Source organism: Prolixibacter bellariivorans ATCC BAA-1284, from assembly GCF_000621705.1.
Classification (GTDB): Bacteria; Bacteroidota; Bacteroidia; order Bacteroidales; family Prolixibacteraceae; genus Prolixibacter; species Prolixibacter bellariivorans.
In genome coordinates this window covers 200168-219350 of the sequence record NZ_JHXO01000006.1, presented here as the reverse complement: position 1 = coordinate 219350, position 19183 = coordinate 200168, and the positions used below count along the sequence as shown (strand labels likewise).

General features: G+C 43.7%; 16 protein-coding genes, 1 tRNA gene and 1 pseudogene. 15 read left to right on the top strand and 3 right to left on the bottom strand.

Features of this window, described 5'->3' with window-relative positions; translation table 11 throughout:
- Positions 1 to 88: 88 nt before the first annotated feature.
- From T426_RS0106440 to T426_RS0106370, 15 genes and pseudogenes are all read left to right on the top strand, one after another.
- Positions 89 to 165, top strand: a tRNA-His gene (locus T426_RS0106440).
- A gap of 283 nt (positions 166 to 448) precedes the next feature.
- A pseudogene (locus T426_RS25495) lies at positions 449 to 634 on the top strand (T9SS type A sorting domain-containing protein); the annotation flags it as partial.
- Between the two features lie 169 nt (positions 635 to 803).
- Positions 804 to 1448 (top strand): hypothetical protein, encoded by a 645-nt coding sequence (locus tag T426_RS0106430; RefSeq protein ID WP_025863351.1) that lies wholly within the window; start codon positions 804 to 806, stop codon positions 1446 to 1448.
- 112 nt (positions 1449 to 1560) lie between these two features.
- Positions 1561 to 2517 carry a DMT family transporter gene (locus T426_RS22955; RefSeq protein ID WP_025863350.1) on the top strand — a complete coding sequence of 319 codons (957 nt, stop codon included), beginning with the start codon at positions 1561 to 1563 and terminating at the stop codon, positions 2515 to 2517.
- Complete coding sequence (locus T426_RS0106420; protein ID WP_199898463.1) at positions 2462 to 2962, top strand: YkgJ family cysteine cluster protein; 501 nt, start codon at positions 2462 to 2464, stop codon at positions 2960 to 2962. Before T426_RS22955 ends, T426_RS0106420 begins: the two co-directional genes overlap by 56 nt.
- A gap of 102 nt (positions 2963 to 3064) precedes the next feature.
- The gene (porQ, locus tag T426_RS0106415) at positions 3065 to 4093 is read left to right on the top strand and encodes a type IX secretion system protein PorQ (RefSeq protein ID WP_051538542.1); all 1029 of its coding nucleotides are present in this window, start codon (positions 3065 to 3067) and stop codon (positions 4091 to 4093) included.
- 67 nt (positions 4094 to 4160) lie between these two features.
- The gene (cmk, locus tag T426_RS0106410) at positions 4161 to 4868 is read left to right on the top strand and encodes a (d)CMP kinase (RefSeq protein WP_025863347.1); all 708 of its coding nucleotides are present in this window, start codon (positions 4161 to 4163) and stop codon (positions 4866 to 4868) included.
- Positions 4858 to 5712 (top strand): 4-hydroxy-3-methylbut-2-enyl diphosphate reductase, encoded by an 855-nt coding sequence (locus tag T426_RS0106405; RefSeq protein WP_025863346.1) that lies wholly within the window; start codon positions 4858 to 4860, stop codon positions 5710 to 5712. The genes cmk and T426_RS0106405 overlap by 11 nt, the downstream gene beginning before the upstream one ends.
- An 88-nt stretch (positions 5713 to 5800) precedes the next feature.
- Positions 5801 to 6826 carry a 6-phosphofructokinase gene (gene pfkA / locus T426_RS0106400; RefSeq protein ID WP_262502813.1) on the top strand — a complete coding sequence of 342 codons (1026 nt, stop codon included), beginning with the start codon at positions 5801 to 5803 and terminating at the stop codon, positions 6824 to 6826.
- Between the two features lie 103 nt (positions 6827 to 6929).
- Positions 6930 to 9422, top strand: coding sequence for a replication restart helicase PriA (gene priA / locus T426_RS0106395; protein ID WP_025863344.1), 2493 nt, complete (start codon positions 6930 to 6932; stop codon positions 9420 to 9422).
- Positions 9423 to 9691: 269 nt separating this feature from the next.
- Complete coding sequence (locus T426_RS0106390; RefSeq protein WP_025863343.1) at positions 9692 to 10492, top strand: ParA family protein; 801 nt, start codon at positions 9692 to 9694, stop codon at positions 10490 to 10492.
- Positions 10493 to 10524: 32 nt separating this feature from the next.
- Positions 10525 to 11400 (top strand): ParB/RepB/Spo0J family partition protein, encoded by an 876-nt coding sequence (locus T426_RS0106385; protein ID WP_025863342.1) that lies wholly within the window; start codon positions 10525 to 10527, stop codon positions 11398 to 11400.
- 28 nt (positions 11401 to 11428) lie between these two features.
- Positions 11429 to 12064: a DUF5683 domain-containing protein gene (locus tag T426_RS22950; protein ID WP_148303681.1), complete on the top strand. Its 636-nt coding sequence runs from the start codon at positions 11429 to 11431 to the stop codon at positions 12062 to 12064.
- Positions 12065 to 12072: 8 nt separating this feature from the next.
- On the top strand, positions 12073 to 13707 hold the full coding sequence (locus T426_RS22945; RefSeq protein WP_051538540.1) for a lytic transglycosylase domain-containing protein: 1635 nt from the start codon (positions 12073 to 12075) through the stop codon (positions 13705 to 13707).
- 553 nt (positions 13708 to 14260) lie between these two features.
- Complete coding sequence (locus T426_RS0106370; RefSeq protein ID WP_025863339.1) at positions 14261 to 16663, top strand: TonB-dependent receptor; 2403 nt, start codon at positions 14261 to 14263, stop codon at positions 16661 to 16663.
- 53 nt (positions 16664 to 16716) lie between these two features.
- Here T426_RS0106370 and T426_RS0106365 read toward each other — a convergent pair whose 3' ends face one another.
- The 3 genes from T426_RS0106365 to xseA form a co-directional block, all read right to left on the bottom strand.
- Entirely contained in the window at positions 16717 to 17247 is a 531-nt protein-coding gene (locus tag T426_RS0106365; protein ID WP_025863338.1) for a hypothetical protein, read from the bottom strand.
- A gap of 266 nt (positions 17248 to 17513) precedes the next feature.
- On the bottom strand, positions 17514 to 17717 hold the full coding sequence (xseB, locus tag T426_RS0106360) for an exodeoxyribonuclease VII small subunit (RefSeq protein ID WP_025863337.1): 204 nt from the start codon (positions 17715 to 17717) through the stop codon (positions 17514 to 17516).
- Positions 17714 to 19177, bottom strand: a complete 1464-nt coding sequence (gene xseA, locus T426_RS0106355) for an exodeoxyribonuclease VII large subunit (RefSeq protein WP_027585426.1) — start codon at positions 19175 to 19177, stop codon at positions 17714 to 17716. Before xseA ends, xseB begins: the two co-directional genes overlap by 4 nt.
- Positions 19178 to 19183 lie beyond the last annotated feature (6 nt).

Sequence of the window (19183 nt, the reverse complement as noted above, 5' to 3'; positions counted from 1 at the left end):
GATGAGATTTTTTCCAATATTTTTTGTCCGATGATTTGTCGCAATCAAAAAACATTATCTATATTTGCATCCGCAATCGCGAAAAATGGTGGATGTAGCTCAGTTGGTTAGAGCACTGGATTGTGGTTCCAGGGGTCGTGGGTTCAAATCCCATCTTCCACCCCACTTAAACCGGTTTCTGAAAATTCAGAAACCGGTTTTTTATTATTAATGCTCCCCATCGTTTTCTCATCTATTTCCCTCGAAATTACATCCCCAATTTATCAATTTTCACTATTGTACTTTAAACAATAACCAGTGTGTCAATTTTCCGTTCACCACTCAAAATTGAACATTCACCACTCAAAATCGACCGTTCGTCAAAAAAAGTTGGTCATTTCACTACAATACTTTTAATTTATCACAAAGAGTAAACCAAAGCTATTAATCAACCACTCAAAACCGTTCACCCATGAAAGTCAAAATGTTTAACATCGATGGCGAAGTTCTATTCCTGAAAAAGATTTCTACTAAGAACCTTGGACGCAGCCAATCCAGAGAAGAGAATAAAATAAAAAACCTCAAAAAAGGCATCTATTTTCTTCATTACGACTTTGAGACCAGTCATTTTACAAAAAAAGTCGTAATCAGTTAGATCTTTCCACCAAAACCGGGCAAAAGCCCGGTTTTTTTTATTCCCTTTCCTGAAGCTGTACTTTTCTATTTCATGGATTTCTCCTGAAAAAGTCCTAAATTTCATCTACATAATTGACTTCCGGACGTTCATTCGGATGGAGTAAATCTAACCCGCAACCTGCTAACCGATGAAAAAGGTAACCTTCCTTCTTTTGTTATTCATTATGCTGCCCTTAATTTCTCTGGCGCAGGAGCAAGAGAGAAGGGTACTTTCCAACAAAGTCAGAACCATTGTTGCCCGCGACCGGCTGGACGGCTGGTATGGTGCATTCAACCTCGGATACTCTCCCATCGATGATCGTAATTCTGTTGTATTCGGACTTCGGGGTGGTTGGATAATAGGCCATTCGTTCACCCTCGGGTTAGCTGGAAATGCTTTTATCGCTGAAAAGAACGCGCGAAGTAACATCCCTGAGTTGAACCGGTACCTGGCAGGCGGTTATGGAGGACTACTATTGGAACCTATTTTGATGCCGCGTTCGCCGGTTCACGTTGCTTTTCCTGTGATTGTCGGAGCCGGAGCCATTAATTATTGGGAAGGCTATGATACCTTATCGGGAAGCACAACCGTTGTTACGGCCAATTACCACGACCTAAGTCCTTTCTTTGTTGTCGAACCTGGCTTAGAAATTGAGTTCAATGTATCCCGATTTTTCCGACTCGACCTGGGTGGTACCTACCGCTTTACCAACGAAATCAAGTCGAATAATTTCGCCCCCGATGTGCTTCAAACCTGGACTGCCTACCTCAATTTCAAGTTCGGTCGTTTTTAACCCTCCCGCTCTCCTTTCTCAAATGATTTGCTATTCTTCTTTTACCAACCTGACAACAATTAGGTGTCTCATCTAAAAATATGGATACATTTGCGGTTCAAAATGACACGTTGTGAAAAATAAGATAGTTGTATACCTGGCCGCCATTATGGCAATGGCTTTTTGGGCCATTTCCTTTGTGTGGGTAAAAATCGTTTACCAGGCATATGGCCCGCTGACCACTGTATTTTTCAGGCTGGTAATTGCGACGGTACTTTTGTTCATTTATACCAAGCTTACGGGCAGGTTAATGAAACCTGAACGAAAAGACTGGAAAGCATTCATCCTGCTGGCCTTCTTCGAACCATTCCTCTATTTCATGGGCGAAAGTTTTGGTTTGAAATACGTTGCCAGCACCGTTGCTGCAGTTATTGTAGCAACCATACCGTTGTTTTCACCACTGGCCGCTTCCCGTTTTCACGGAGAAAAAGTATCGGTTCGTACCATTTTAGGAATCATCCTTTCCTTTGCCGGCGTAACCGTGGTCGTTTTGGATACTTCCGAAAATTTGTCCGCTTCGTTACTGGGGATAGGACTGGAATTTGTTGCCGTGCTGGCCACCATCGGTTACACTGTTGTATTAAAAGGACTGACGAAAAAATACAATACTACCAGCATTGTCACTTACCAAAGCTTCATTGGCATTTTTTACTTTCTGCCCTTTTGGATGACGTTCGAAATGAATAGCTTCATACATACGCCGGTCAATGTCGATTCGCTTATCGCGATACTGAAACTCGCCATCTTCGCTTCCGGATTTGCTTTCCTGTTTTTCACCTACAGTGTGGGAAAATTAGGAATCAACAAAGCCAACATTTTCATGAATAGCATTCCGGTCTTCACGGCAATTTTTGCCTGGCTGATTTTGGGAGAAACACTCTCGCTCCAAAAATTAACCGGAATTACCATTGTGATTGCCGGATTATTCCTGGCACAAATGAGAATCAGAAAAAAAGCATTCAAGAATATTCAGGATGAAGTACATCGAAGTAAACGCGAAGAACGTCCGGGAACTGTCTCAGCGCAATGAGGACGAGACCCGCAAGTTTTTCGCTCAACTGAAGAAAAAGAAACCAAAACAACTCGATAGTGTTGTGTCGAGACTGCACGATGAAGCATTTCAGGAATTCGACTGCCTCGATTGTGCCAACTGCTGCAGCAACTTTAGCCCGATTATTACTGAGAAAGACATCGACCGGCTGGCCAGGCACATGAAGATGAAACCGCCGGCGTTCATCGACCAGTATTTGCATGTTGACAACGAAGGCGACTACGTTTTCAACGAAACGCCCTGCCCTTTTCTGATGCCCGATAACTATTGCATGGTGTATGAAAGTCGTCCAAAAGCTTGCCGCGAATATCCACATACCAATCGCCGGAAGTTCGTCCAGATTCTGAATCTCACACAGAAAAACCGCGAAGCTTGCCCCATCGTTTATAAGATTGTGGAAAACCTGAAAGAGGAAAACTGGTAAAACACATTTCCACACTATTCAGCAAAAAACATATCTTAGCATAATCATTGTGGTTTCCCATAAGGAGACTACTGCGAAAAGGCACGAATAATTCAGGCTTACGTGAAAACCAGACTACTAATTGTATTATTACTTCTTGCATCCCGGATGGCATTCGGCCAGGTGGGCGGTGAAGGAACGTACCGTTTTCTCGATCTGACAACATCCGCCCGGTCTGCAGCTCTTGGAGGCTATCAGGTAGCATTGGATGATAATGATTTAGACCTGGTTTTTCATAATCCGGCTCTGCTGCGAGATACCATGCGCAATCAACTCGTCCTGAATTATGTGGATTATTTTTCGGACATCAAATTCGGCTATGCGTCCTATGCCTGGCACCTCAACAAAATAGGGACAGTCGCTGCAGGTATACATTTTATCGACTACGGAAAATTCATCGAAGCCCGCGAAGACGGCACCATTACCGGTACCTTCCGGGCAGCCGAGTATGCACTGAACATTTACTGGGCCAGACAGATAACGCCTCGCTTGCGCGGAGGAATCAACATCAAGCCTATTTATTCCGTTCTCGAAACGTATCATTCATTTGGATTGGCGATGGATGCCGGGCTTATCCTTTCCGGTCGCGACAATCAATCCACCGTTGCACTGGTGGCCAAAAATATCGGAACTCAAATCACAACGTATTACCAGGATGGAAATTACGAAAAACTGCCATTTGACTTGCAGTTTGGTTTTTCAAAACGGCTGGAACATGCACCGCTCCGGCTCATGTTTACGGCGCATCATCTCACCAACTGGAATTTAACCTACAACGAAGTAACATCAGGAACAACCACTTCCTCATTAACGGGTACAACTTCCGAAAGTAGTGTCTCCAAAGTGATGCGGCACCTTATTTTGGGTGCGGAATTGCTGCCCAGTAAGAATTTCACGATTCGTGTTGGCTATAACCACCAACGGAGAAAAGAACTGTCGGTTGAGTCTCGCCCGGGCATGGTTGGCTTTTCTGCCGGATTTGGCGTTCGCATTTCCAAATTCAACCTGAGCTATGGACTTGCTTCGTATCACATTGCCGGAGCTTCTCACCATTTTTCCATCAGTACCAACCTTTCTCAATTCCTCCCCTGATTCAGGGGATATTCCATTCCGTTTCTTCATCAAGAAACTTATCTTTGCCCTGCAAACTGAGAACAACATGTCTGAAAATAAAAAAATAGTCATCGCTGTCGATGGCCATTCCTCCTGTGGTAAAAGCACGCTCGCTAAAGCGTTGGCATCAAGATTGAATTATGCATACATCGACACGGGCGCCATGTACCGTGCTGTCACCCTTTACGGTCTTCGCAACAATTTAATTGCCGAAGGTAAAGTAGACGAAGCCGACCTAACTGCACAACTCCATCAGATTAAAATTACGTTTCGATATAGCGAAGCTGCCGGAAAAAGCGAAACATACCTCAACGGCGAAAACGTAGAAGAAGAAATCAGACAGTTACCGGTTTCCCGGAGTGTCAGTCCGGTAGCAACCATTGGTGAAGTTCGAAAACATCTGGTTGCTCTTCAACAGGAAATGGGCAAGAACAAAGGAATCGTCATGGATGGTCGGGACATTGGAACGGTTGTTTTCCCTGATGCCGAACTGAAAATTTACATGACGGCTTCACCCGAAGTGAGGGCCCAACGCCGCTACGACGAGCTAAAAGCCAAGGGTGAAGACATTTCATTTGAAGAGATAAAAGCCAATGTGATAGAGCGCGACTACATTGACGAGAACCGGGAAGAGAGTCCACTCAGACAAGCGGACGATGCGATAGTTCTCGACAACAGCTACTTCACACCTGAAGAACAGCTGGACTGGGCATTTGAGAAAGTAATGGAAAGATTGAATCGCAATGGAAATTGAGATTGACAGCAAATCGGGATTTTGCTTTGGCGTAGTGAACGCGATTCAGAAGGCAGAAAGGACACTGGAAACAGAGGACAGTCTATATTGCCTTGGTGATATCGTTCACAATAATTCTGAGGTGGAACGTCTTTCCCGAAAAGGATTAATTACCATCGATCACGAACAGTTTTTTCAGTTAAAAGATTGTACGGTACTGCTCCGTGCCCATGGCGAGCCGCCTTCCACTTATGAACATGCCCGTAAAAACAACATCACCCTGTTAGACGCCACCTGCCCCGTCGTTTTGAAACTTCAGGAAAGAGTTAGAAAAGGTCAGACAGAGCAGGAAGCACGTAATGGACAGGTAGTCATTTATGGCCGGAAAGGACATGCTGAAGTGAATGGTTTGGTAGGCCAAACTAATAATAAAGCAATTGTCATCGAATCCGCCGATGATATAGACAGCATTGACTTCAATCGCCCGGTAGAGCTTTTCTCTCAAACCACGAAAGACATGGATGGCTTTTACAAACTGGCTGAAGAGATTAAACAGCGGGGTACCGATGTCATCATTCACGATACACTTTGCCGGCAGGTTTCCAACCGTGTTCCCGGTATCAGGGAATTTGCCCGCCGTTTCGATTTGGTCCTGTTTGTCAGCGGAAGAAAAAGCTCTAACGGAAAAATGTTGTACGGAATCAGCAAGGAAACCAATCCAAATTCAAAATTCATTTCGTCTCCGGAAGAAGTGGAAGCGGAATGGTTTCAAAACATCGAAAAAGTTGGTATCTGTGGAGCCACTTCCACTCCCTGGCATTTGATGGAAGATGTGGCTGAGAGAGTCAGAACACTCACGAAATAGTCATTTTATTTATAATAAATTAACCATAGGGTGTTGGTGAAAAGTCGTCATCAACGTTACTTTTGGCTCAGATTCAAATTTCTACAAAATGAAGGAGAATATTCTCAGCATGCCTGCCCCCGATATGTACAGCGACTGTCGCATTAAAAAAATAGCCGTTTTAACATCGGGTGGTGATGCTCCCGGAATGAATGCTGCTATCCGTGCGGTAACCCGAAGTGCCATCTATTTTGGCCGCGAAGTAGTCGGAATTTACTATGGTTACAAGGGAATGATTAACAAGAATTTTCAGATCATGAAATCCGGTGATGTTAGTAACATCATTCAGTCGGGTGGTACTATTTTAAAATCGGCCCGAAGTAAGGAGTTCATGACTAAGGAAGGCCGCGAAAAGGCTTATCAAAACCTGAAGGAAGAAAACATCGATGCCCTGGTGGTTATCGGTGGTGACGGAACCTTTACCGGTGCCCGCATCTTTGCTCAGGAATTCAATTTTCCCATCGTAGGAGTACCCGGAACCATCGACAACGATTTGTTCGGAACCGACTTTACCGTTGGATACGATACAGCGCTCAATACCATCGTTCAGGCGGTCGATAAAATTCGCGATACGGCAACTGCTCACGAGCGTCTGTTCTTTATTGAAGTAATGGGTCGAGACGCCGGTTTTCTGGCCTTGAACGGTGGAATTGCAGCAGGTTCAGAAGCTGTTCTGATTCCCGAGTTTGAGACCGACATGGGAACGCTGGAAACCTACATCGAAACAGGATACCGTAAAAATAAAAAATCATCCATCGTTTTAGTGGCTGAAGGCGATAAAGCCGGAGGTGCTTTTAGTATTGCTTCAAAAATTGAACGGGAATATCCGCAATACGATGTTCGTGTAACTGTTTTAGGTCATGTACAGCGCGGTGGTTCGCCAACCGCTTCCGATCGTATTCTGGCCGGCCGGTTGGGCGTTGCTGCAATTGAAGCACTTCTCGACGATCAGAAAAGTGTGATGGTGGGTATTGAATTCGATGAAATTGTTCATGTACCTTTCAATAAAGCCATCAAAAACGAAAAATCGGTCAACCAGCACCTGCTAAGAGTACTGCGAATGCTCTCGATTTAATTTTGCCACATCTGAAAATATATACACATCGGCCGGAGTTTTCTCCGGCTTTTTTGTTCTTTAGGGAAATCAATTAGTTTTGCTTCAAACTGTTTTTACGTCAATGATACACCACCCACAGCGCTTTGTCGATGTTATTCTGCCTCTTCCGTTACCGGGAAAATTTACCTATTCGGTTCCGGAAGAGATGAATGGCGAGCTGCAACCTGGAGTGCGCGTCATTGTGCAGTTTGGAAAGAAAAAATTCTATTCCGCACTGATTCACCGAATCCACAACGAAGAACCATCGGGTTATGAGATCAAATCCATTGAAACGGTGCTGGACAAGCAACCGGTCGTTCATCCGGAATTGTTCGAATTTTGGGAATGGATTGCCTCTTACTATCACTGTTCGTTGGGCGAAGTAATGAAGGCAGCTCTTCCGTCCGGATTAAAACTGGAAAGTGAAACAAGGGTTATTTTCAATCCGGAATTTGAGGAAGATAAAAACGACTTGTCTTCCCGGGAGCGTCTGATTTTAACTTTTCTTCGTATCCGGAAAATATCTTCGGTATCTGATTTGAACCGTGCCGATGAAAAAGGGAATGCTTATTCTGTCATTAAGTCGTTGTTAAGTCGCGGCGCTATCTCGGTAGAAGAATCATTGCGCTCAGGATACAAGCCAAGAACAGAAACCTTTGTTCGGCTGGCAGAAGCATATTCAGGCGAAAGCCGGCTGACTGAACTGGTTGATGATTTATCGCGGGCGCCCAAACAACAAGAGCTGTTGATGCGGTTTCTGGAATATACCCGATTCGGAAATGAGGAGGCAATACCAGAATACAGCAAGAAACGTCTGTTGGAAAAAGTGGGAACAACAACCGCTACACTGAATACACTCATAAAAAAGGGAGTATTTGAGCTTGCTGAAAGACGGGTCGACCGCCTCAGTCAGTACGCCGGAAATATCCGGGAAGGATTTGAATTAAGTCAGGCACAAGAACAGGCTTACGCCGAAATTGAGCAAAATCTCGAGGAAAAGCAGGTCACCTTGCTTCACGGGGTGACTTCCAGTGGAAAGACTGAAATTTATATCCGTCTCATAAAGAAATATATTCAGGAAAATAAACAGGTTTTGTACCTCCTGCCCGAAATCGCCCTGACAACTCAAATTGTACAGCGATTGAAGCAGGTTTTTGGCGACAAAGCCGGAATTTACCACAGCCGTTTCAACGATGCCGAACGGGTGGAAATCTGGAACAAGGTTCTAAATTTTGATCCGGAATCCGATGAGAACCAATATCAGGTTATTATTGGTGCCCGTTCTTCTGTCTTTCTTCCATACCGGTTCCCCGGATTGATCATTGTGGATGAAGAGCACGAAAATTCCTATAAGCAGTTCGATCCGGCTCCGCGTTACCATGCTCGAGATGCGGCAATTGTTTTAAGCCATCTGACGGGAGCCCGCGTTTTATTGGGTACTGCCACACCCGCTATCGAATCGTACTTCAATGCCCTTTCGGGGAAATATGGATTGGTAGAGCTTTCGGAACGTTTTAAGCAAATTGAACTGCCGAAAATACTTACGGCCGATTTGCGGGATGCCTACAAACGGAAGCAAATGCGGGGACACTTTACGCCACTGCTCTTCGAGGAAATTGAAAAAGCGCTGGAAGCAAATGAACAGGTTATTTTGTTCCAGAATCGTCGTGGTTTTGCTCCGTTCATCGAATGTAAAACCTGTGGCTGGGTTCCTAAATGCAAACATTGCGACGTTAGTTTGACCTACCACAAACACAACAATTCGCTGGTTTGTCATTATTGTGGGTATACCATTCATCACCCAACCAATTGCCAGGCCTGCGGTAGCAATGAAATTAACACCAAAGGATTCGGGACCGAAAAAATTGAAGACGAAGTCTCCCTTATTTTCCCTGAGGCCAGAATAGCCCGCATGGATTTGGATACGACACGGGCAAGAAAATCATTCGAAAAGATCATCCATGATTATGATTCGGGAAAAATCGATATCCTAATTGGCACGCAAATGGTTACCAAAGGACTCGATTTTCAGAACGTGAGTGTGGTTGGAATTCTGAATGCCGACAACCTGCTCAATTATCCCGATTTCAGAGCGTACGAACGCAGTTACCAATTAATGGCGCAGGTGAGCGGTCGTGCAGGTCGGAAATATCGCCAGGGAAAAGTAATTATTCAGACGTCGGAGCCAGACCATCACATCATTCAGCAAGTCATTCAAAATGACTATTTAGGAATGTATAAGGGACAGCTCGCCGAGCGAAAGCATTTCAAATATCCCCCATACTACCGGTTGATCGGCCTGGTGCTGAAACATCGCGACAAGCGCGAAGTCGAACGAATTGCCAATCAACTGGCCAGCATGCTGAAACGTTCATTCCGTAGTCGTGTTCTGGGACCGGAAGATCCGGTAATTAACCGAATACAAAACTGGTACATCAAGCAATTCTGGCTAAAAATTGAACGTGAAATTTCCATCGTTAGTGCCAAAAAAAAGCTGCAGGAAATTTTGGATGAAGTCAAAACCCAACCGGGAAATTCCGGAGTTCAAATCAACATCGATGTAGATCCAATGTAGACCTTCCGTTTTAAAGTTAGGATAATGAATATCACGTCAACTGCGGTGATGTTCCACGCAAAAAATTTATCAACGTTCCACGCTCAAATAAAAAACACTTACACTCTGTTTAACTGACACTTATCAAGATACCACCCCTTTACTGATCGAGAAATTGTTAATAAAGACAGGGTTATTAACAATCTATGCCTGCCGATTCCGTTCTTCATTTATCTGTTTACATGTAAATTTTTAAATTTGACGAACATTCTTAATCCAAAACAAACGTAATGGGAAAGATTATTGCATTAGCGAACCAAAAGGGCGGCGTGGGTAAAACAACCACGGCAATCAACCTTGCGGCAAGCCTTGCTGTACTGGAGCAGAAGGTACTGATTATCGATGCCGACCCCCAGGCAAACGCAACGTCTGGTGTAGGATTCGACGTTCGCAACGTAACCACGAGCATTTACGAATGTATTGTGGACGACGTCGATCCGCACAAGACGATTCTGAAGACTGAAACAGAAAATCTTGAACTTCTTCCTTCACACATCGATTTGGTTGGAGCAGAAATTGAAATGCTTAACCGCCCAAACAGAGAGATGGTGATGAAACATGTTTTGGAGAAAGTCCGCGATGATTATGATTTTATTTTAATTGACTGTTCTCCTTCTCTCGGACTGATTACTGTGAACGCTTTAACAGCTGCCGATTCAGTAATCATCCCGGTTCAATGTGAGTATTTTGCACTGGAAGGATTGGGAAAACTGCTCAATACTATTAAAATCATTCAAAATCGGTTGAACCAACAGCTGGAAATTGAAGGTTTCCTTCTGACAATGTACGATGCTCGTCTCAACCTGTCGAACCAGGTTTATGAAGAGGTAAAACGGCATTTCCAGGATATGGTTTTCGAAACCATTATTGCACGGAACATTAAGTTGTCTGAAGCTCCAAGTTATGGTGTACCGGCAATTTCATACGACGCCAGTTCGAAAGGTGCCATCAGCTACCTGAACCTGGCCCGTGAATTATTGCAAAACAACGAAATGACAAAACTCAACAGCAAACAAGCTGTCGAACAATAAAATCAATCTAATCATTATTTAATTTCTGAATTATGGCCAAACGAAATGCTCTGGGAAGAGGACTGGGTGCTTTGATTGATGATGCCGATCAGGTAAAGGAAGCGACCTCAGTATCGAATGAAGTTGAATTATCGAAAATTCAGGCTAATCCGTTTCAGCCCAGGACCAATTTTGACCAGGAAGCACTCGAAGAACTGGCAAGTTCCATTCGTGAAATTGGAATTATTCAGCCATTAACACTTCGGAAATTAAACGATGACCAGTACCAAATCATTGCCGGAGAACGGAGATTCAGAGCAGCAAAACTTGCTGGGTTGGAAAAGGTTCCAGCCTTTGTCAGGGAAGCCGGCGATGAAGAGATGCTGGAGTTGGCTTTGGTCGAAAACATCCAGCGTGAAGACCTGGATGCAATTGAGGTAGCCCTCAGTTATCAACGACTTATTGAAGAGTGTCAGCTTACACAGGAAAGTCTGAGTGAGCGTGTTGGGAAAAAGCGTTCCACTGTATCAAATTACCTGCGCTTGTTGCGTCTACCCGCTCTTATCCAAAAAGGTATTCGTGAGCAGGAAATCAGTATGGGACACGCCCGCGCGTTGGTAAACATTGCCGAACCGGAAACGCAGGTAATGATTTTCAAGCAGATCGTTAAGTATGATTTTTCGGTGCGTAAAGTGGAAGAAATCGTTCGGAAAATCAATTCAGACGACGGTGAAGGAAATGCCGCCCCCAAGAAAACACAAAGTTTCCCGGAAGAATATGGTCAACTGAAAACTCACCTGGCGAAATACTTCAATACCAGTGTCGATTTTAAAATAAATGACAAAGGAAAAGGCAAAATTGTTATTCCTTTTTCCGATCCAAAGGAATTAGAGCGGATCATTGGCATTTTTGACAGACTGAATTCCTAAATTTGTGTCGGAAAAAAGAATCGACATTTTGAAAAAAGTTTTATCGGGGCTACTTATCATCATATGCCTGTTGGGGGGTAGTTTAGCAAGCCAGGCACAGGTGCTGAAAACGGCGAATGACAGTGTGAAGATTTCTGAAAGTCTCTATCACAAAAAGCATTCACCGAAAAAAGCGTCAATATATTCGGCCCTGTTTCCAGGTCTTGGTCAGATATATAATCGAAAATACTGGAAACTTCCGATTATTTACGGAGGTTTTGCTGGTTTGATATATGGATTTAGTTGGAATAATAATTTATACAACGATTATTTTGAAGCCTACCGTACCATATCGCAGTATAGTAGTCCAAGTCAAATGACGGCTAAAGACAAGGCATACCTTGATAAATTCATCAATAATCCGTCTATCGATCTGACCAACTCCACACATTTTACTTATGTAACCAAGCAGCTGCAAAGCGGCAAAGATTTTTATCGGAGAAACAGGGATTTAACAATTATTGGTATGTTTGCATTGCATGTGTTGAATATCATTGATGCGAGCGTTGATGCTAACTTTTTCGATTATGACATCAGTGATGATTTAAGTATGAGGGTAGAACCTCTACCAATGAACTATTACGGCAGGCAAGCAGTTGGCGTGAAGGTCAACATCAAATTTTAGAGAACGATATGATGGGAAAGTGGAAGAAAATTACCATACTCGTGGCATTTGCGGGATTGCTCCCGGCAACATTGGTTGCTAAGGATGATTCCAAGACCAGCCGCGATTACGATTTAAAGAAGGCAAAATTTATTGCTGTTACCAAGCTCGACACCGTCGACAATGGTTACGACAAGACCTATACCCTCCCGAACGAAGATTTAAGCGAACTCGAAGCACAGAAATTGGATTCGATGGTCAACTCCTGGTATGTCCAGAATGCCTTCGAATTCGATAGTCTCAGTTACAATACGCTACCTGACTCACTGAAGAAAGCACTTCCTGATTCAGTATACATCAGCAGGCTTCAGGATATTAATTCGTACATCGATCTTTCGTACAACAATACAGTCAAGAATTTTATCACGCTCTACACTATCAAACGGCGTGACCAGGTAAAAGTGATGCTGGGGCTGGCCAATTATTACTTCCCGATATTCGAGCAGATTCTCGACAAATATAATCTGCCACTGGAATTGAAATACATGGCTATCATTGAATCGGCATTGAATCCGAGAGCTTTCTCCCGGGCTGGTGCCTGCGGTCTGTGGCAGTTTATGTACGGAACGGGTAAAATGTTAGGACTGGAAATCAATTCATATGTTGACGAACGTCGCGACCCGGTGAAATCAACGGAAGCAGCGGCCAAATACCTCCAGGATCTGTACAATATTTATGGCGACTGGCATCTGGTAATTGCGGCCTATAACTGTGGTCCGGGTAATGTAAACAAAGCGATTCGCCGTTCCGGTGGCGCCCGAAATTACTGGAAAATCTACTACCACCTTCCACGCGAAACCCGTGGTTACGTGCCGGCATTTATTGCCGCTGCGTATGTGATGAACTATGCAAAAGAGCATCATCTGTCTCCCACAGAACCTTCGTTTGATATTGTAACAGATACCATTCAGGTTCATAATTATCTCAACTTCCAACAGGTTTCAGCGGTGCTAAATATTCCGGTAGAAGAGCTTCGTGATTTAAACCCGCAATATCGCAGGGACATTATTCCGGCGACAGCAAAAAAGCCATACACACTGAAGATTCCGGCCAACAAGACTTCGGATTTCATCGATAAGGAATCGTTTGTTTTCGCATACAATCGCGATAAATTCTTCCCCAACAACAAAATTGTTGTTCCCAGCCGGCATTATTCATACTTCACCCCAGGTGACGTCGCAGGTAAAGACAAAGTTTATTATACTGTAAAAAGAGGTGATAATGTGGGATTTATTGCTGAGTGGTTCCACGTAAGAGCTTCCGAGCTAAGGTATTGGAATAATATTCACCGTAACCTGATTCGCGTTGGACAAAAATTAGTTGTTTATGTACCAAAGGGAAAAGGAGCGCATTACAAACAGTATAACTCCATGACTCTTGCGCAAAAACAGTCAGGTAAAGTTCCTCAAAACAAAACCATTACGTCAACGGTAGATGTTAGCGGACCATATACCATTTACACGGTACGCAGAGGCGACAATCTCTGGACGATTGCACGTAAATTTCCCGGGGTTTCCAATTTCGATATCATGAAAATGAATAACATCAGTAATGCCAAGAGCTTACGCCCCGGACAGAAACTGAAAATTCCAAGCAATGCATAAAGGATACATGATATAAAAGAATAAAGGGCTGGCAAAAACCAGCCCTTTTCTTTTTTCTAATTCATTTTGCACCGGAGCAATTTTGGAGCATTCAAACTCCGGTGAGGTAAAAAGGCAATTAGAATAAAAAGGAGTATGCGCAATATTACCTTTTTATGTCCATACATACAAATTTCCCCACAAATTTTCAGTGTTATAACATACTCATTTCTGCACCTTAATGCCAAGATCCAACGAATTAAAGGAAGAGAGCAACCATTCCTAATTCTGGTATCAAGCATCATCCCTTATCGGTATTTACAATTTCTTTACGTAGCTCTATTGCGTTGATTTTATGTCAGCTCCATCACTGGTTATGACGCTACATGCTAGTTCCGACCTGGTATTCATACAGATTCTAAATATTTCTATACCTTTGTACCGCTTTCAAACAATGGGGTGCCTTAAATTTCAGGCTGAGAACATACCCTTTGAACCTGTCCGGGTAATTCCGGAAAGGGAACATGTGTACTCTACTCCCATTGGTTTTTATTCATCTAAAAACCGATTTAAAATGAAAAAAATTCTTGCTTTATGGATGCTGCAGCTGATTTTCTTTTCAGCGAATGCACAGAACACGCTGAATGGACGTGTGGAAAACGAAAAGGGCCAACCGCTGATTGGGGCCAATGTTGTTATTGAAAACACATTTGTCGGGATGCCGACGGACCAAAACGGAAAATTCAGTTTTGACGGATTAAAACCGGGGAACTATGAGCTGAAGGTTTCCTACCTGGGCTATCAACCAATAGCCAGAAAAATTACCTTGCCAGAAAAAGACTTAATCACCATTACCATGAAGCCCTCGGCTGTGCTGGCCGACGAGGTCATTGTTTCGGCCACGCGGGCAGGCGACAAAACGCCCGTTGCTTATTCGGATGTAACGAAAAAGAGCATTGAAGAGCAGAACATGGGACAAGATATTCCCTATTTGCTGAGCATGACACCCTCGTTGGTGACCACATCTGATGCCGGGACTGGAATTGGCTATACCGGCTTCCGGATAAGGGGAACCGATGCCAATCGTATCAACGTAACGGTGAATGGGATTCCGGTAAACGATGCCGAGTCGCATGGAGTGTACTGGGTAGATTTGCCCGACCTGGCTTCATCACTCCAAAATGTGCAGGTTCAACGTGGTGTGGGAACATCAACCAATGGTGCCGGAGCTTTTGGTGCAACCATCAACATGCAAACCAACAACCTTAATAAAGATGCTTACGCGGAAGTCAATTCTTCTGCCGGTTCTTTCAACACCTTCAAAAATACGGTATCGGCCGGAACCGGTTTGTTGAATGGTAAATTCTCTTTTGATGCCCGGCTTTCTAAAATCACTTCTGACGGCTATATCGACCGGGGATGGTCTGATTTGAAATCATATTATGTCTCAGGCGGATATTACACCGCCAAGTCGATTCTGAAGGTCAACATCTTCTCAGGTGTGGAGAAAACATACCAGGCATGGTATGGAATTCCATCCGATATGCTGGCTACAAACCGCAGATATAATCCGGCCGGCGAGTATACCGACTCCCAGGGGAAGGTGCATTACTACAATAACGAAACCGACAATTACTGGCAGGATAATTATCAGCTGCTCTACTCTCATCGTTTTAATGAGTATCTTAACCTGAACGCTGCATTGCACTATACTTACGGCCGTGGCTATTACGAGGAATACAAGCCAGACCAAAGCTTTTCAGATTACCTGATGACATCCCCGACCATTGGTGGCACGCAGGTGCAATCGACAGATTTGGTGCGCCGGAAATGGCTGAATAATGATTTCTACGGAACAACCTTTTCATTAAATTACAACAAGGGGAAAAATAACATGACACTGGGAGGTGCATGCAACCAATATGACGGCCGCCATTTTGGAAAGGTAATTTGGGCCCGGTATTACGGCGAAAATCCAATTAACCACCAATGGTACTATTCCACCGGACTAAAGACGGATTACAACGTATATGGAAAGCTAAACCATCAATTCTCATCAAGACTGAATGCCTACATCGATATCCAGTACCGGCACATCAGTTACAAAATTGATGGCAATGACGATGATCTGCGCGACTTAACACAAAATCACTATTTCGACTTTTTCAACCCGAAAGTAGGACTCTATTACTCGCCAAACGATCGCAACAAACTGTATGTATCCTTCGCAAAAGCACATCGCGAACCGAACCGCAGTAACTATAAAGACGCTGACCCGAATGGCCCGGTACCCACATCGGAAACGCTGAACGACTATGAAGCAGGTTATAATTTCCGGTCGACGAACTTCGCTTTCGGTGTCAATCTCTATTTCATGGATTATGTCAATCAGCTTATCCTGACGGGCGAAATCAACGATGTTGGTTCAGCCATTATGACCAATGCACCGAATAGTTACCGTGCAGGAATCGAATTAACCGGAGGATGGAGAATATGTAAATCACTCAGGTGGGATGCCAATGCTACCTTCAGCCGGAATAAGATTAAAGACTTCACGGAATATGTTGACGATTGGGATAACTGGGGACAACAGATTTCCAATTACCTGGGAACAACAGATATTGCCTTTTCTCCGGATGTCGTTGCAGGAAGTAAGATCAACTGGCAACCAGCGAAGGCGTTTTCAGTGAACTTTTCGTCCCACTATGTCGGGAAACAATACATCGACAACACTTCATCGGAAAACCGGAAGCTTAATGCTTACTTCTTTAGTAACCTAAAAGCCGATTATCACATCCCCACCAATCTCTTCAAGGAATTAACTCTTTCTGTTATGGTAAACAACATCTTTAATGCCATGTACGAAAGCAATGCATGGGTTTACTCCTATTACGAAAGTGGTGTGAGAAAAAAGATGGATGGATATTATCCGCAGGCAGGTATCAATTACCTGATCGGAATCCGAGCCAGATTTTAAAACGAGTTAAAAAAGAATATAAAAAAACCCGCGTTAAGCGGGTTTTTTTATCCTTAATCTTCTTGATTGGCATCGCCAATAATGGCCTGAATACCTTCGTTTGTCAAGACAAACTCTTTATCTTCCTTAATGCAGAAACCCTTCTTCACATTCTTGTTCAGACAGTCGCTGGCATTAGAAAGCTTCGGAATTCCGGCGGCCTTCAATTTCTTTGAAATCATCGGCGTTGAGAATTTCTGAGCTCCCTGTGAATGCAGATAAACTGCGGTAGCCAAAAATTTCCGCACCTGATTATTATCGGCTTTTTTCTCCTTCAGATAATCCAACAAAGGATCACTTGAAGCAGTTTTTTTCGCCTTAACTTCCCGTGGTTTACGGCCACGGCGTGTTACCGGACGGGCTTCTTCGGTTGATACTTCTCCAACTTCTTCCCCTAAAGAAGTTGTTGCTACCTCACCCCCTAAACTTAACAAAGCTGGAGCACGGTCAAGAATCCGTCCTAACTGGACTTCTACCCATTCCTTTTCGCCCTCGCACGAGAAACGAAATGAACCTAACGATAATTCAATTTTTGAGTCGGCCATCTTTTAGAATTTTAAATATGCTGCTATCAGAAATGTGATAGTATTTGGAATACTATCGAGCCAAAATTACAACACTTATAGCTATGTTGCAAGCTTTTTATTTTCAATATTCAATTATAATAGCATTTATAACATATTTTAAAGCATGCCCATTCAATCAAATACAAGATTGTAAATCAACAACAAATGCTCCATACTACATCTTTACTAATTTTTAACATGCAGTAACAATAGCCTCGAAAAGCTTCTGTTCTATAACTCAAACATTAATTATCATCCATTTGATTGAGGATATTTTCAACTTCCTCTTCCGTTTGGTGTAACCGATCCTTACATACTTTAATCAGATAGGATACTCTTTTCACCTTGTCGGAAAGCTCATCTACATCAAGTTCTTCACTTTCCATCTGCTCAAGTATCTCTTCTATTTCACTTACCGCTTCTTTGTATGAGATTTTCTTTTTCGTCATGACTTATTTCTTTTTGATTCCTTCGTTTTCTCTATCACACGACTGGTGAAGGTACCGTCAACAAGCATGGTACGAACTTCATCACCTTCCTGTAATTGAGCAATTTCTTTTAATGCTTTCCCACTATGATAAGTAATTGAATAGCCCCGCTTCAGAATATTTAGCGGATCCAGCAGCTCCCTTCTCTTTTCGGCAAGCAACAAATGATTCCGTTCCGCAAAAAAGCGACTTTTCGACTGCCTTTTAAGCTTTTCCAGCAATGCATTCATCCGCAGCTTTCCTTCTTCCAATTGATGAGCCGAGGCCCGACTGATAAAATGATGGTACTCATCAAGCCTGTACCGCTTATCATGAATTAGTCGCCCGGATAATTCCTTTATCTCATCCTTCTTCCGGGATAACCGGTATTCATTGCTCCGCAATATCTCACTGACCGAACTTTCCATCTGCCACACATATCGGCTCAACTTCTTTTGCCGGTTAAAAAGAAGCTGCTGAACGACCGGCTTCAAGGTTTTAACCGCATTATCGAGTCGTTGGCGCGATTCCGCCAGAATATCTTCCACCGAATTGACAAACTCCTGCTGCAGCTCGTCGAGGTGTACTTCGAACTGCATAACACCGGCCACCAGAAATTCGGCTACAGCCGTCGGCGTCTTCATTCGTGTATGTGCCACCATGTCGCTGATGGTATCATCTTTTTCGTGTCCTATACCGGTTAACACCGGAAGGGGAAATTGCGTAATGTGAAAGGCCAACTCATAGTCGTCGAAACAGCTTAAATCGAGCTGAGAGCCTCCACCTCGGATGATAACCACCACATCGAAGAAATCTTCGTACAGGTAAATGTGTTCCAACGCTGCAATAATTGATTCACTGGCTTGATTTCCCTGCATCAGTGCCGGGAAAAGATGCGTATAAAACCGGTAACCATAGGCATTGTTATTCAGTTGATTCTGAAAATCCTGGTAACCTGCCGCCGTAGAAGAAGAAATAACCGCCACTTTTTGCGGAACCATCGGTAATTCCAGGTCCTTATTCATTTCGAATATGCCCTCTTCTTTCAACCGGTTGATTATCTCAAGCCTTTTCCGGGCCATGTCGCCCAACGTGTACGTCGGATCGATATCGCGGATATTCAGGCTAAAACCATATAACGGATGAAACTCAACTGAAGCATTCACCAACACCTTCATACCCTCGGAAAGGGGCCGGCCGGCAGTCGTCTCGAAAAATGGCCGAAGCATTCGAAAAGTGTACGACCAAATGGTTCCACGCGCTTGTGCCAGGATTTCATCTGAATCTTCATCCTTTTCCACCAATACCAGGTAACAATGCCCGCTTCGGTTTACCTTCATCTCGGATATTTCGGCAATAACCCAGACAGTCGCTGGGAAAGCATCCTGAAGAACTCCCTTTATTCGGTTATTTAATTCGGATAGTCGCAGTTTATTTTCCATTGATGA